The organism is Blautia sp. AM42-2 (genome assembly GCF_003480245.1).
Lineage (GTDB): Bacteria > Bacillota > Clostridia > Lachnospirales > Lachnospiraceae > Fusicatenibacter > Fusicatenibacter saccharivorans.
In genome coordinates this window covers 1-15,359 of the sequence record NZ_QUIM01000011.1, presented here as the reverse complement: position 1 = coordinate 15,359, position 15,359 = coordinate 1, and the positions used below count along the sequence as shown (strand labels likewise).

Annotated in this window: 15 protein-coding genes; 14 read left to right on the top strand and 1 reads right to left on the bottom strand. The window is 46.7% G+C overall.

Going from position 1 to position 15,359, the window contains the following annotated elements; all coding sequences use genetic code 11:
* The first annotated feature begins 125 nt into the window (after positions 1 to 125).
* The 3 genes from DW915_RS11895 (at position 126) to DW915_RS11885 (ending at position 3,666) form a co-directional block, all read left to right on the top strand.
* Entirely contained in the window at positions 126 to 1,148 is a 1,023-nt protein-coding gene (locus tag DW915_RS11895) for a glycoside hydrolase family 130 protein (RefSeq protein ID WP_022461809.1), read from the top strand.
* 18 nt (positions 1,149 to 1,166) lie between these two features.
* A complete protein-coding gene (locus DW915_RS11890; protein WP_118742189.1) occupies positions 1,167 to 2,345 on the top strand; it encodes an AGE family epimerase/isomerase in 1,179 nt (392 codons plus the stop codon).
* Positions 2,346 to 2,490: 145 nt separating this feature from the next.
* The gene (locus DW915_RS11885) at positions 2,491 to 3,666 is read left to right on the top strand and encodes a glycoside hydrolase family 130 protein (RefSeq protein WP_022461807.1); all 1,176 of its coding nucleotides are present in this window, start codon (positions 2,491 to 2,493) and stop codon (positions 3,664 to 3,666) included.
* Positions 3,667 to 3,877: 211 nt separating this feature from the next.
* Here DW915_RS11885 and DW915_RS11880 read toward each other — a convergent pair whose 3' ends face one another.
* Positions 3,878 to 5,935 (bottom strand): ATP-binding protein, encoded by a 2,058-nt coding sequence (locus tag DW915_RS11880; RefSeq protein WP_118742188.1) that lies wholly within the window; start codon positions 5,933 to 5,935, stop codon positions 3,878 to 3,880.
* Positions 5,936 to 6,218: 283 nt separating this feature from the next.
* On the opposite strand from DW915_RS11880, the gene DW915_RS11875 reads away from it, so the two are divergent.
* From DW915_RS11875 to DW915_RS11830, 11 genes are all read left to right on the top strand, one after another.
* The gene (locus DW915_RS11875; protein WP_055225843.1) at positions 6,219 to 7,169 is read left to right on the top strand and encodes a 3'-5' exonuclease; all 951 of its coding nucleotides are present in this window, start codon (positions 6,219 to 6,221) and stop codon (positions 7,167 to 7,169) included.
* Between the two features lie 165 nt (positions 7,170 to 7,334).
* Positions 7,335 to 7,478, top strand: coding sequence for a hypothetical protein (locus DW915_RS15780; protein WP_022462767.1), 144 nt, complete (start codon positions 7,335 to 7,337; stop codon positions 7,476 to 7,478).
* 32 nt (positions 7,479 to 7,510) lie between these two features.
* Positions 7,511 to 8,116 (top strand): thymidine kinase, encoded by a 606-nt coding sequence (locus DW915_RS11870; RefSeq protein WP_118742187.1) that lies wholly within the window; start codon positions 7,511 to 7,513, stop codon positions 8,114 to 8,116.
* Positions 8,109 to 8,351 (top strand): DUF4177 domain-containing protein, encoded by a 243-nt coding sequence (locus DW915_RS11865; protein ID WP_243033832.1) that lies wholly within the window; start codon positions 8,109 to 8,111, stop codon positions 8,349 to 8,351. Before DW915_RS11870 ends, DW915_RS11865 begins: the two co-directional genes overlap by 8 nt.
* Before the next feature lie 92 nt (positions 8,352 to 8,443).
* On the top strand, positions 8,444 to 9,022 hold the full coding sequence (locus DW915_RS11860) for a histidine phosphatase family protein (protein WP_118742186.1): 579 nt from the start codon (positions 8,444 to 8,446) through the stop codon (positions 9,020 to 9,022).
* A complete protein-coding gene (locus DW915_RS11855; protein WP_118742185.1) occupies positions 9,019 to 9,513 on the top strand; it encodes an AAA family ATPase in 495 nt (164 codons plus the stop codon). Before DW915_RS11860 ends, DW915_RS11855 begins: the two co-directional genes overlap by 4 nt.
* A gap of 27 nt (positions 9,514 to 9,540) precedes the next feature.
* Positions 9,541 to 9,981 carry a GNAT family N-acetyltransferase gene (locus DW915_RS11850; protein WP_118742184.1) on the top strand — a complete coding sequence of 147 codons (441 nt, stop codon included), beginning with the start codon at positions 9,541 to 9,543 and terminating at the stop codon, positions 9,979 to 9,981.
* A gap of 25 nt (positions 9,982 to 10,006) precedes the next feature.
* The gene (locus DW915_RS11845; protein WP_055225836.1) at positions 10,007 to 10,531 is read left to right on the top strand and encodes a GNAT family N-acetyltransferase; all 525 of its coding nucleotides are present in this window, start codon (positions 10,007 to 10,009) and stop codon (positions 10,529 to 10,531) included.
* Positions 10,532 to 11,044: 513 nt separating this feature from the next.
* On the top strand, positions 11,045 to 13,009 hold the full coding sequence (locus DW915_RS11840; RefSeq protein ID WP_118742183.1) for an ABC-F family ATP-binding cassette domain-containing protein: 1,965 nt from the start codon (positions 11,045 to 11,047) through the stop codon (positions 13,007 to 13,009).
* A 449-nt stretch (positions 13,010 to 13,458) separates the two neighbouring features.
* Complete coding sequence (locus tag DW915_RS11835) at positions 13,459 to 14,460, top strand: calcium/sodium antiporter (RefSeq protein WP_118742182.1); 1,002 nt, start codon at positions 13,459 to 13,461, stop codon at positions 14,458 to 14,460.
* A gap of 12 nt (positions 14,461 to 14,472) precedes the next feature.
* Positions 14,473 to 15,162: a TMEM165/GDT1 family protein gene (locus DW915_RS11830; RefSeq protein ID WP_118742181.1), complete on the top strand. Its 690-nt coding sequence runs from the start codon at positions 14,473 to 14,475 to the stop codon at positions 15,160 to 15,162.
* Positions 15,163 to 15,359 lie beyond the last annotated feature (197 nt).

The following is a 15,359-nucleotide window of genomic DNA, read 5'->3' as shown; positions in this document are numbered from 1 at the left end:
GTGAGGGTGATAAAACACGGCGGTTCGGAGAAAAAAGAATTAAAAAACAAGATTCTGTCCACTAACAGAAACTTAAAAAACAAAGTACAACTCATAAACAATATTTTTCATGGAGGTTTCAAAAAATGAGCGAAGTTAAAATTATTGGAGATGCTGTCAAAAATATGCCATGGCAGGAAGGCCCGGCTGAGTTTTCCGGTGCACCGGTATGGAGATACGGCGAGAATCCGATTATCGGAAGAAATCCGGTGAAGGAAGTAGCAAGAATCTTCAACAGCGCCGTTATGCCGTACGGCGACGAGTTCATCGGAGTATTCCGTGGTGAGCAGACAAACGGAATCCCGTACATCTACCTTGGAAGAAGCAAAGATGCGATCCACTGGAATTTCGATGAGAACAAAATCCAGTTCGTTGACGAAGAAGGCAAACCGTTCATGCCGGTTTACGCATATGACCCGCGTCTTGTAAAAGTAGAAGATACCTACTACATCATCTGGTGCCAGGACTTCTACGGTGCAGCCATCGGAATGGCAAAAACAAAAGATTTTGAAACCTTCGTACGTGTGGAGAATCCATTCCTTCCATTCAACAGAAATGCCGTTCTCTTCCCGAGAAAAATCAACGGCAACTTCGTGATGCTGTCCCGTCCAAGCGACAGCGGCCACACACCGTTCGGTGACATCTTCCTGTCCGAGAGCCCGGATATGCTGTACTGGGGCAAACACCGCCACGTCATGAGCAAGAGCCCGGAGTGGTGGGAGTCCTTAAAGATCGGCGGCGGCGCAGCTCCGATTGAGACCAACGAAGGATGGCTGCTGTTCTACCACGGCGTAAGCGGCACCTGCAATGGCTATGTATACAGCATCGGCGGCGCAATCCTCGACAAAGAGAATCCGTCCATCGTAAAATACCGCTGCCAGAACTTCCTTCTGACACCGGAAGAGTGGTATGAGGAGAGAGGCTTCGTTCCGAACGTAACCTTCCCGTGCGCAACCATTCACGATGCAGAGACCGGAAAGATCGCGATCTACTACGGCGCAGCCGATACGTATGTAGGACTGGCATTCACAACCGTAGATCTGATTGTAGATTATATCAAGAAAAACAGTGTCGTACGCGAGTCTGACACCGAAATCGGAAGAAGATAAGAAAGAAGGAAAGAAAAGATGCAGTCTTTGGCAAAGGAAGTAAAGCAGGAGCTTACTGGACGGATCGTTCCGTTCTGGGAGGGCTTAAGAGATGAGGAATACGGCGGATTTTACGGCTATCAGGACTTTGATCTGAACGTGCAGAAAACGTATGAGAAGGGCTGCATCTTAAACAGCAGAATTCTCTGGTTTTTCTCGAATGCGTACCTGACCTTAAAGGACGAGAAGCTGCGCGCCGATGCGGAGCATGCGTACCGCTTTATGAAACAGGCGTGTGTGGACCGCGAGTACGGTGGCGTGTTCTGGTCTGTCACCTACGACGGAAAGCCGCTCGATACGACAAAGCATACGTACAATCAGGCATTTGCAATTTATGCGCTGTCTACGTATTTTGATGCGACAGGCGACACCGAGGCGCTGGAGCTGGCAAAATCGCTGCAGCAGATCATCGAGACACACTGCACCGACGAGTACGGTTATCTCGAGGCATTTACCCGCGATTTCAAGCCGGAGAGCAATGAAAAGCTCTCGGAGAACGGCGTCATGGCAGAGAAGACCATGAATACGCTGCTGCATGTTTTCGAAGCATATACAGAGCTGTACCGCGTGACAAAGGATCCGTTTACCGGTGACCGTCTCCGCTTTATGATGGATCTCTTCGCGGATAAAGTATACAACAAGGAAAAAGGCCGTCAGGAAGTATTTTTCGACCGGACATGGAATACGCTGATTGATCTGTATTCTTATGGCCATGATATCGAGACTTCCTGGCTGATCGACCGGGGTACAGAAGTGCTCGGCGATCCGGCTTACCGGGAAAAACTGCTGCCGATCACCGGAGAGATTGCGGAAAATATCTACAATACGGCATACAAAAATCATTCGCTGATGAATGAGTGCGAGCGCGGTGTGGATGATACCACAAGAGTCTGGTGGGTACAGGCAGAAGCTGTCGTTGGATTTTTAAATGCATGGCAGAAAAAACCAGAGGAAACAAAGTATCTCGATGCGGCAAAAGACATCTGGGGCTACATCAAGGACTATGTGATCGACAAACGAGAGGGGTCTGAGTGGTTCTGGTGCGTGAATGCAGACGGAAGCCCGATCCATGAGCCGATTGTAGAACCGTGGAAATGCCCGTATCACAATGGCCGGATGTGTATGGAAGTTATTAGAAGACTGTCAACACAGCAGTGAAACACTTGCTGTTTCGCTGCGTAAGAAAGTGATTCAAGTGTGAGCAGCCCTCCTTTTGCGAAGCAAAAACTTTAAATGAGGGCTGCGAATGTTTCAGTTCACAGGGAAGCTGTGAACTGGAACGTAATCAGGAGGTTAGGAAAAGATGCTGAATAAACAGTATTATGTGGAAAAAGCCAAGGTAGACCGCCTTGTGGCAAGAAAGAACACAAAAGCAGATTTTTACAACGGTATTTATGACCGCTATGAGTATCCGGTGCTGACAAGAGAGTTCGCTCCGGTTCACTGGAGATATGATCTGGATGAGGAGACGAATCCGTACTTTATGGAGCGTCTCGGCATCAACGCTGTGATGAACTCCGGCGCGATTTATCTGAATGGAAAGTATTATCTCGTTGTCCGCGTGGAGGGCAATGACAGAAAATCTTTCTTTGCTGTTGCAGAGAGTGATACTGGTATCGACGGCTTCCATTTCTGGGATTACCCGGTTGTGCTGCCGGATACCTGCGCAGAGGAAACCAACGTTTATGACATGCGTCTGACCCAGCACGAGGACGGCTGGATTTACGGAGTGTTCTGCTCTGAGAGCAAGGACAAAAACGATCCGGATCTGTCCGCGGCTGTTGCTGAGGCTGGTATCGTAAGAACGAAAGACCTGAAGACCTGGGAGCGTCTGGACAACTTGAAAACCTTACGTTCTCCGCAGCAGAGAAACGTTGTTCTGCATCCGGAGTTCGTAGACGGAAAATATGCCTTCTACACCCGTCCGATGGATGGTTTCATTGAGACCGGAAGCGGCGGAGGAATCGGCTTCGGACTCTGCGATGATATCACACACGCTGTCATCGACGAGGAGAAGATCATCAGCAAACGTATTTATCATACCCTGACCGAGTCCAAAAACGGTGCCGGAGCAGTGCCGATCCGCGGTAAGAAATGCTGGATCAACATTGCACACGGTGTAAGAAATACAGCAGCAGGCCTTCGCTACGTTCTGTATGTCTTCGGTACCGATCTGAACGATCCGTCCAAAGTCATTGCAGAGCCGTCCGGTGTATTCCTGGTTCCGCTTGGAAAAGAGAGAGTCGGAGACGTTTCCAACGTTGTATTTACAAACGGCGCGATTGCGCGTGAGAACGGAGAGGTTTACATCTACTATGCATCCTGCGATACAAGAATGCATGTAGCAACCACCACAATCGACAAACTCGAGGACTATCTGTTCAACACACCGCAGGATCCGCACAGATCCCCGGACTGCGTAAAACAGAGATGCGAGCTGATCTCCAAAAACCTGGAGCTGCTGAAAAACGAGAAATAAAAGCGTCCGCTGCGGCGCATGAAAAAAGGAGCTGTTCTCTTTACGGGAACGCTCCTTTTTTCATGTATATTATTTGTTTTTGGTATACCGCGCGATCAGAATTTAACAAGTCCGGGAGATCCTGCGCCAGAAGTTTGTTTTTTCTGCGGAAGAATGCTCCGCTACTTTCATCATTTTATCTGTATTCATATGCACTCCAGATCTGTAAAGGTTATGAAAACCTGGAAAGTGTTTCGAGAAGAACCGAAACGTCAACGGGTTTCGCGATATGGGCGTTCATGCCGGATTCCAGTGCTTTTCGGCGGTCCTCTTCAAACGCGTTTGCCGTCATGGCGACAATCGGGATTTCCCCGCGTTTTCCCGGGAGTGCACGGATCGCTTCTGCGGCCTGATAGCCGTTCATGTTCGGCATCTGAATATCCATCAGAATAACATCGTAATAATCTTCTGGTGCGTTCTGGACTGCTTTTAAGCAGAGGGCGCCGTCTTTTACGTGCTTGGCGTGAATGCCGTTTTCTTCCAGAACGGTGAGTACAATTTCTGCATTCAGGTCATTATCCTCGGCAAGCAGCACGCGTTTTTCGGAAAGCGTCTGCAGGGACTGCTCGAGAATCTCGTCTTTATGCTGGTGAGCCGCAAGCTGTTCTTCGGTCGGAAGTCCAAACGTGAGGCAGACCGTAGTTATTGTTCCGACACCGAGTTCGCTTTCCACATCGATCGTTCCGCCCATCAGATTCACGAGGGATTTGACGATCGGAAGGCCGAGGCCGGTTCCGGTGATGTGGCTTTCGGTGGAGGAATGTTCTCTTGTAAATTCTTCAAAAATATGCGGCAGATACTCTTTGCTCATGCCGATGCCGTTGTCCTTCACGGTGATGCGGTAGGAGGCAAAGCCCTTCCTTGGTGCCGGTGTCTCTTCGATTTTTACGGAAATTTTTCCGCCCTCCGGCGTATACTTGATGGAGTTGCTGATGATATTCAGCAGAATCTCCCGTATTTTTGTCCGGTCGCAGAGGATGGCATCGTGTTCCACCGTGTTGTAATAGAGATAGGAAAGATTTTTGCTTTTTAACGAAGGCTCAAACACTGCATTCAGGGAATTGATCAGCTCGCTGTAGCTGCCGAGCTCGATTTTCAGCGAGGCCTTACCGCTCTCAATGCGCGCCATCTCAAGCACGTAGTTGATCAGGGAGAGCAGAAAACTGCTGGAGGACTTGATTTTTGCAATGTAGTCGACCGCGCGGTCCTTCTCGTCGATGTGCTTTTCCAGCAGATCCGAGAAACCGATGATGGCATTCATCGGGGTTCGGATGTCGTGGCTCATGTTGAACAGAAAACGTGTTTTTGCTTCGTTGGCAGACTGCGCTTCCTGTACGGCTTTTTCCAGTTCTGCTGCGTGAACCTCGTCTTTATAGCGGCGCATCTGGAACTGCAGAAAACCAATAGAGGTAAGCAGGGAAAGGATGAGCCCGAGTGCAAAGGAAACAAAAACCTGCAGCGGACTGAGCCAGCCGTTTTTCGGTACAATTTCAAAATGCCAGGTGTCGTTCGGCACGGTGCAGAGAACTTCCATGGCATCGGAACGCCGGGAATTGCCGGAGTGTGCGATGGAAACGTGTTCGCCGGTGGCCGGAGAAATTTTCCAGAGTTCGTAGGTGTAGCCGGCTTCTTCCAGTGTATCCAGTTCAATTTCGTTCAGAAACGATTCCCAGTCGAGAACGAGAATCGAAAAGCCCCAGAAAGTCTGGTCACCGTTGGCATCGGTGGTATAAATCGGGTCAAAGAGCAGTGCTCCGATGTCGCCCTGCTGCAGCTCAAACGGTCCTGCAATCGTGTATTCGCCGCTCTCTTTGGCAAGGCGTGCCTCCTGTTTCCGGGCAGGATGCTCGAGCATGTTAAGTCCGAGTGCGGCTTCGTTTCCGCTCATCGGATAAATCAGTGTGACAATGCCGTCCTTTGCAAGCTCATGTGCTTTGATGACATTCTGGTCGTCCTGCATCAGCGAGGAGAGGACGGAAAACTCTTCGTCATCGACGGTATAACCGGCTTCAATCATGTGTTTCATCAGATTGGATTCGGCAAGATAATGGTTTAACTGCGATTTCACGCGGCCGATGGTCGTCTGTGCGGTATAGTCAGCTTTCAGCTTTGCTTCCTTTAACTGATTCTGATATAGAAAAACGGCGCAGAGCTCGGCAAGAAAAAATGTAATAAAAAACAGCAGAAGCGCCTGAAATCGAATCTGTTTTTGCATTAATTTTGTTTTCATATCGGATGCTCATCTAAATTTGTAATATTTCCGGCTTTTTCAGGTGATTTTTTTGAGTAAAAACGAAGGCTGGAGTTAAAAATATTATATCGGATTTACCCTGGGATTTCAATAAAAGAAGCGTTAAGTTTGAAAGAGAACAGGATGAAATGAATGGGAAATGTAATGCACAGGAAGAAAATTGCCAGAATGGGCAGAGAATGGAATTGCCAGATAGTTGCTCATTATATCAAAATCATTTATAATAGGGACAGACGACACAGAATGAAGGATTGACAATACAATGGACTATGTGATTTTTGACCTGGAATGGAACCAGTGTCCCTATGGAAAAGGAAAAGAGAACCCGAAGCTGCCGTTTGAGATTATTGAGATCGGCGCGGTGAAGATGGATGGTGAGCGGAATGTGGTGGGAACGTTTCACCGGATTGTAAAACCGGTGGTCTACCAGCATCTCCATCACCGGACGCGCGAGGTCGTCGGACTGACAGAAGAGGATCTGCAGAACGGAATCCCATTTGCGCAGGCCGTGCAGGAATTTTTTGCATTCTCCGGCGGTGCGTGCATGTTCGGCACCTGGGGACCGGGAGACCTGACGGAGCTCCAGCGGAACATGAAATTTTATAACCTCCTGTCGCTGATCCGCGGGCCGATTCATTTTTACGATGTACAGAAACTGTTCGCGATCCAGTACGAAACGATGAAGAGCCGCCGGGCGCTCGAGTACGCCGCCGACTTCCTCCATCTCCCGAAGGACGAGCATTTTCATCAGGCGCTTTCGGATGCAAAATATACGGCCGACATTTTTGCACGCATCGATATGGATGTTGTGCTGGCGTACGACTCGATCGATGTATATCAGAACCCGAAATCGAAAAAAGAGGAGATCCACGCCGTCTATAATGGCTACACGAAATTCATCTCCCGCGAATTCGACACAAAAGAAGAAGCCATGCACGACCGCGAGGTCTGCAGCACGCACTGCTGCATCTGCGGGAAAACGGCAAGAAAACGCTTACGTTGGTTTTCGGCCGGCGGGAAAAACTACTACTGCGTAGCCTGGTGCCCGGAGCACGGATATTTGAAAGGCAAAGCCCGCATGAAACATTCGGACGAAGGAAAACTCTTCGTCGTGAAAACCATCCGCATCAGCAGCGAACAGGAGGCGGGGGAAATCCGGCAGAAGAAAGAGAATCTGCGGAAGAAGAGGAATCAGAAGAGGAAAGAAATGTAAGAAAGGCAGAGGAAATGGAAACGGGATAAAAGGTTTCATTTCTTCTGCCTTTTTGATTGGAAAACAGAGTGGGATCGGTTATAATAAAAATTGAAGAAACTATCGATAAAAGCAGGTTTGTCGGTAGTTTTCTGTTATAGAAAAGAAATGGGGGCAGAGCCTGAGATGATGCATGTGGAAGCGGTGGATCGGGAAGGGCTGCGAAGAAGAGTAAAAGATCCCTTCTATCAGAATACAACATCCATTCTTGCTATGGAGAATGATCAGGTTCTTGGGCGGATTGAGTATCATTTTTACGGAAAGAACTGAAAGAATAAGAAAAGACAAAAGGACGAAAAACAATGGCAAAATTATATTTCCGCTATGGCGCGATGGGCAGTTCGAAATCTGCTAATATTTTGATGGTTCGCTACAATTACGAGGAGCGCGGACAGTATGCAGTTCTGCTGAAACCGCGGACGGACAACCGCGACGGAGAGCATGAGATCAAATCCCGCATCGGGCTGGAAGCACCGGCGGAGTACGTGGATGAATTTTTAGAAGAAATTTCGAAAACGTGGAGCGCAGACAGCGAGGAATACCGGTATCATGGAAATAAAGTGGATGCGGTTCTGATCGACGAAGCGCAGTTCCTTTCACCGGAGGAGGTTGATACGCTTTCGGATATCGTAGATTTTTACGAGATCCCGGTGCTCTGCTACGGCCTGCGTGCCGATTTCCGGACCCGTCTGTTTCCGGGATCCATGCGGCTGATGGAGATCGCCGACGTCATCGAGGAAGTTCCGACGGTCTGTTGGTGCGGAAAACGTGCACAGTGCAATACGAGATATGCAAACGGAAAAATCGTGCGGGAAGGTGCGCAGATTTTCCTTGGATCGAATGAGAGTTATGTGGCGCTCTGCAGGAAGCATTATAAGGAAGGAAAGCTGTGGAAGGAAGATGAGTGAGATCAGAATACAGGAAGTGCATGAGAGAGCGCAGCTGATGGATAAACTCGTGGAACTTTTAACCGTAGGAACAAAATGGTTCTCAGACAAAGCCGATGCAGCCGACCTTGCAATTCTGGACAAACGCATCAACGAAAGAGCCGCAGAAGGATGGGAACTCGTCACATACGATTATATGGCGACCTCCATGCAGATCAAGGGGGCGTTTGTGATTACATTTCGGAAAGAGAAATAAATCAAATCACTTTTCGAGCAGATGTATTATTTTACTCGGTTACAACCGAGTCAATGATAACCGAATAAAATATTCTGTCGAAGGAGATAAAAATGAAAAAGATATTTTTAATGCGGCATTCTATCCCGGAAAAAGGAGATATGCCGAATGAAAGGATTCCTTTATCGGAAAAGGGAAAAGCACTTGCTGTATCAAAAAGAAATATATTTTCAAATGTGGACAGATGCTTTTCTTCACCTTATCGGAGAGCAATGGAAACGGCTGAATTCATCGCAGATCACCTGGTCATTGTGAAGGAGCTGCATGAAAGAACGATCGGGGATGCCAGGGAGGATTTCTGGCTGAAACAGTATGAAGATCACGATTTTCGCAATCTGGGCGGGGAATCATTAAATCAGGTGAAGGTCCGAATGAAAGCAGCGATAGATTCCATTGTCTGCCAGATGGAAGAGGGTGAAACGGCACTCGTGGTTTCTCATGCGACGGCGATCTGTGCATATTTGCTTTCTTACTGTGAAATTGAAGTGAAAGATGCGGAAAACAAAGTAAGAAAAATATCCTTCCATGGAAAAGAAATCCTGAATGGCAGATTTCAGCCGGCAGATGGATTTGAAATCCTTTTTGAAAACGATATTTTTTCGGATATTCGTGTTATGGGGAGAGAAAAATGAAAACATTATATTTGATCGGTGGAACAATGGGCGTTGGCAAAACGACAGTAAGCCAGCAACTGAAAAAAGAGCTGACGAACAGCGTTTTTCTTGACGGAGACTGGTGCTGGGATGCCGATCCGTTTCAGGTGACGGATGAGACGAAAGCGATGGTGATGGACAACATCTGTTATCTGCTGAATAACTTTCTGCACTGCAGCGCTTATGAAAACGTTATTTTCTGCTGGGTGATGCATGAGCAGAGTATTGTTGATGAAATCGTCAGTAAGCTGGACACGGAAGAATGCAGAGTGATTAAAATTTCGCTGATCGTGGATGAAGCAAATTTGCGGAAGCGGTTATTATCCGACATCGCAAATAAGATTCGTACGGAAGAGATTATGGACAAAAGCATTGCACGAATTCAGATGTATCAGGTACTTAATACGGTAAAAATTGATACGAGTAATAAGAGTGTCTGTGAAATTGCAGAGGAAATTGCAGCACTTTAAGATCAAAAAACAAGGAGCCAAACCAAAATGACCAAACGAATCATAGACAATGAACTCCGGCTGATCCCATATTACAGGAATGACGAGGCCTCTCTTCCGTGGTATCAGGATCTGGACGTGTGTAAGCAGGTGGACAACCGGGAGGAGCCGTATGATGTGGAGCTGTTGCATCGGATGTATGATTATCTTACCGCGCACGGTGACTGCTATTATATAGAATATAAGGGCGTGCTGGTGGGAGATGTTTCGCTGAGAGAGAATAGTGAAATCGCTGTCGTTGTCTGTAAAGAATACCAGAATCAGCATATCGGAAGACGGTGCGTTCTGGAGATGCTGAATCTTGCAAGAGAAAAGGGAATGGAGCAGGTAAAAGCCAATATTTATTCTTTTAATGGACAAAGCCAGCGCATGTTCCAGTCGGTCGGATTTGAGAAAACGGCGGAGGAATGGTATGAGTCTAAGCTGTAAGTGATTGCAGAGAAAGAGAGAAGAAATGAACATAAAATACAATCAGCTGTGCATTAGAAATGCCGAAAAGAAAGATTGTGAACAATTAGCCGTCTGGTGGAACGATGGAACCGTCATGGCCCATGCCGGCTTCCCCAACGGGCTTGGGACAAGCGCAGCGGAAATTGAAAAACAGATTGCCGACGACAGCGATGAAACAAGACGAAGACTCATCATAGAATACAACGATGTGCGAATCGGCGAAATGAGTTTCTATGTATTCGAAAATCATCGATATGAAATCGGAATCAAAATCTGCGAATCCGATTACCAGGAAAAAGGCATTGGAAGAGTTGTACTGAGCATGCTCATAGAAGAACTGTTCCGCATGGGAGCCAACGTTATTTTTCTTGATACCAACCTCAAAAACACAAGAGCACAGCATGTCTACGAAAAACTCGGCTTCCGCAAAACCGCAGTCCATTACAATTCCTGGAAAAATCAGCTGGGGGAAATGGAATCTTCTGTCGACTATGAGCTGACGGCGGATGAGTTTTGCAATCTGAAATAGAAATTGTAAAATAAATGAGGGACGAGTGTAAAGAAAGTTCGATGGGAGAAAGAAGTATGGAGTTTATGTTAAAAACAGAAAGGCTCATTATTCAGCCGTACAGTAACAGCTTTTTAGAAGCATATTATATACTACTCATGAGTAGTATTTTTGCGTAAGGGACTTTCGGAATATATAGGAAGTTAAATATCTCTGTTTTACTGGAGCAAATCAGTAAAACAGAGATATTTTTATGCCGCAGGCGTACCAAATTTGATTCGAAAAATTTTTGGCATTGAGAACGAAGGGCGGAGACGGTATAATGGAAGCAGAATTTTAACATCAGTAGACAAGAAGTCCCCCGCTTCTAAAGCGGTGGGATGAATTGTTAAAGGAAACATAACAGCAGTGGCGGGCGGAGAGAAAACGGTATCCTCCACTGACATGAGGTAAGTCACAGTCGAACTATTTTCGACATGTCAGACTCCGTGAAAATACCGACTGTGAGTTGAAACAACAGAAAAGGTATAAAACATGAGATATCAGATCAGAAATGCAAAAGTACAGTTTGGCGCGGATACGATTTTAAACAGTGTGAATTTCGAAATTCACGATACAGAAAAAATTGCAATTGTCGGCAGAAACGGCTGTGGAAAAACGACGCTGCTGCGGCTGATTGCCGGGGATATTGAGATGAGTAATCTGGACAGTGACGAGAGCTGCGGAATTACGATGAGCGGAAAACAGAACATCGGTTTTCTGCGCCAGATTAATTTTACCGATGGAGATGTGCCGGTAAAAGAGGAGCTGGAGAAGGCTTTCTCAGAAGTCTTTGCGTGCGAGGCACGAAAAAAGGAAATCGAAAAGCTGCTCGCCGAGACGGAAGATCACAAAAAGCTGCTGGCGGAGTACGATTTTCTGGAGCGGAGAATCGAGAGTCTGCACGGGTACAGCTGGAAAAAAGATATGGAAACGATGTTCCAGAAATTTGGTTTTGCGCTCGAAGATCTGGAAAAACCGATCGGTGAATTTTCGGGCGGACAGCAGACAAAAATTGCCCTGATTCAGCTCCTCTTACAGCGCCCGGACATCCTGCTTCTAGACGAGCCGACCAACCACCTCGACATCGCTGCAGTGGAGTGGCTGGAAAATTATCTGAAAAGCTACGAAAATGCTGTTGTCATTGTATCACATGACCGCATGTTTCTGGACCGCGTGATTGATGTGACGTATGAAATCGAATACGGCGACATCAAACGTTATCCGGGAAATTATTCTGCGTTTGTGAGATTAAAAGAAGAAGCGCAGATCAAGCAGGAAAAAGATTATGAGGCGCAGCAGAAGGAAATTGAGCGTCTGACGGCGTGGATTGAGAAATGGAAAAACACACCGACAAAAGTTGCGGCCACCCGTTCGAAACGAATGGCGATCGAGCACATGGTAAAAATCGAGAAACCGCGGCGGTTTGACACGAAGACGTTCCATGCCTTATTCCATCCGGCACGCGAAAGCTATACGGACGTGCTCACGATGAAAAAATTGAAAATAGGATACGATACCGTTCTGAGCGAGGTTTCGGCCGTCATCAAAAAAGCAGAACGGATTGCGATCATCGGAGAAAACGGAAAAGGAAAATCGACGCTTCTGAAAACCGTTGTGGGCGAAATCAATCCACTGGGCGGAAGTTATCAATTTGGAAACCGCGTGGATTTTGCCTACTTCGATCAGCACAAAGCAGTCAACCAGAAATTCGACCCGGAGCAGACGGTGCTCGACTATTTCTGGAGTCTTTATCCGAACCTGCTTCGCAACGATGTCCGAAGCGCACTGGGAGCCTTTCTGTTTTCCGGTGAGGATGTCGAAAAGAAAATGGGGCAGCTCTCCGGCGGTGAAAAAGTGCGGCTGGAGCTCTGCCGGATTTTCTATACGAAACCGAATTTCCTGATCCTGGACGAGCCGACGAATCACATGGATCTGGCGGGAAAAGAAGCGCTGGAAAAAATGCTGACCAGCTACGAGGGAACCGTTCTGTTCGTATCGCACGACCGTTATTTCATCAACCAGGTGGCAACCGGCATTCTGGAGTTCGGCGAGAGCGACGTACAATTTTACGGAATGAATTATGCACAGTATCTCGAAGAAATCAAACGGCAGACGCCGGGCAGAGAAACGGGAAATGCGGGAGGAGTTGTACGAAAACCGGCCGACGTTCCGACACTGGATGATGTGTTTGACAAAAAGAAATATTATAACCCGGGAAAAATTCTGTCCCGCTTAAAACGGCAGCTCGAAAAATACGAGGAGCAGCTTGCGGAGAGTGAGAGCAGAATGTCAGAACTTCAACTGGAAATGATGGACCCGGAACTTTCCGCAAATTACGAACAGCTGATGGAGCTTCAGACGAAAATAGACGAAGAAAATCAGGCACAGGAATCCCTGTTGGAGCGCATGATGGAAACGGAACTGGAACTCGAAGAGATGGAAACACAGGACGAATAGAGAGGTGAGTACCATAGAAAAGATAGATCAGTTTAAAAATGGACTATCATGAAAATGAAGTTTTTCTCGTTTTAGGATATTCGGTTTGTTATATTTTGTAAAGTATTCTGCACCCATGACTGGTATGCATTCGTAAGCGGGGCTGAAATCTTTCGGATAAAAAAGTCAAATTTTGTTGACAACCCTGAAGACATTTGATAGTATTTATCAAGTAATGTAATATTCCATGAGGGAGTAGTTAGCACGAATGTGTGATTTGTCAACATTCTGATTATAAAAAAAGAGTATAATCTGGCAAATCTTAAATAATGAGACTCATGTATATCAATGAACAGCCTGCAAAAAAGCTGGCCGTTTATTGATATACATGGGTCTTTTTTTACGCGGGTAATGAGTAGGAACCCCCGCTTCTGCTAATGATACGATTATGGAAAACAAAGGAGGAAAACATGGAAAATTTCATCAACAACGCCCCGTTTGCTCTTGTGCTTGTCTGTCTCGTCATCGGTTTTGTCCTGCTGATCAAAGGTGCGGACTTTTTCGTAGAAGGAAGCTCAAGCGCGGCAAAGAGACTGCATGTTCCGTCGATCATCATCGGACTGACCATTGTTGCCATGGGAACATCACTTCCGGAGACCGCGGTCAGTGTATCAGCTTCACTTACCGGCAACAACGAGCTTGCCGTCAGTAATGTCATTGGTTCCAATATCTTTAACCTGATGGTTGTCATCGGTGTCTGTGCCGTACTGACTACTGTAGAAGTTGCAAAGGAAACCATCAAAAGAGACATCCCGCTGTCCCTGATCTGCGCCGGACTTTTAATGGTTTTGGGGATTAGCGGACTCGGCGATAAATCCGGTATGATGCTCGGTCACCTGGACGGCGTGATCTTAATTGGTTTTTTCGCAGGCTATATTGTCTACATGGTTCAGATTGCGTTAAAGGCAAACAGGGAAGGAAAAAAAGTCGAAATTGAAGGCGGTTCCGATGAGGATATCAAACTGCTTTCCGTTCCGAAGAGTATCGTGTTCATCGTCGGCGGAGCAGTCGCCATTGCAGTCGGCGGAGATGTGACCGTAGATGCCGCAGCGAGAATCGCAGGCGATCTCGGAATGAGCCAGACTCTGATCGGATTGACCATTGTTTCCATCGGAACTTCCCTTCCGGAACTCGTAACTTCTATCGTTGCTGCCAGAAAGAATGAAGTTGATATGGCACTTGGCAACGCGATCGGTTCTAATATCTTCAACATTCTTATGGTACTTGGCATTGCATCCGCAATCAGCCCGATGGCCATCATTACGGAAAATATAATTGATTTGTGTGTATTGATCGTATTCACGGTATGTGTATGGATTTTTGCAGGAACCAAAAAGAAAATCGGAAGAGTCGAAGGTTTCTGTATGGTCGCATTTTATGCTGTATATGCCATTTATATCATTGTAAGATAAGGGGAATAGAAAATGGTGTTATTTCTAAAGGTGTTTCTTACCGAGTTTATTGCAGAGATGGGTGATAAGACGCAGCTCATGCTGATTGCGCTTACTTCGAAGTACAAGCTGAAAGACATTATCCTGGGAACCGCAGCCGCGATTCTGGTATTGAATGGAATGGCGGTTCTCGCAGGCGGCCTCGTCAGCGAATTCATTCCGGACTGGTTGATTAAGACGATTGCAGCACTCGCATTTCTTTACTTCGCAGCATCCACCATTTCCGGTGATGATGACGAGGAAGAGGAAGAAGGCGGCAAATCCAAAATTCGGTTCGCACCGCTCGCCGTTTTCTGTACGTTCTTCGTAGCAGAGCTCGGAGACAAAACACAGCTTACCGCAATCACCTTTGGTGCAAATGAAGGTATGGGATCCGCATTCGTTGTATGGATCGGATGTTCTCTCGGACTGTTCGCAGCGGATATTCTCGGAATGCTGGTCGGCTACCTCTTAAAGAGCAAGACACCGGATGGGCTGCTGAATACACTGGCGTTTGTCATCTTTTCAATTTTCGGTGTATACACACTTTACCAGGGACTGAAACTGATCAGCGCAAGCGTCTGTCCACTGCCGGTATGGCCGGTACTGATCGCTGCAACGGCTGTTTTTGTTGCTGTATGTGTCTGTCTTTTTGTGAAAAGAGAGAAGAAAAAAGCAAAATAAAAACTGCGCACCGCATACTCATGATTTGGATGAGAAATGCGGCGCGTATTTTTTATGCGGCGAAATGAAAGTTTATCATTGAAAACTGCGGGTCGCATTCTCGTTACTTTAGTGATGAGTTAGACGCGCAATTTTTTTATATAAAACAGAACAAATGTTTGATATATTATTATGGATATGGTAAAATACTTTTATGG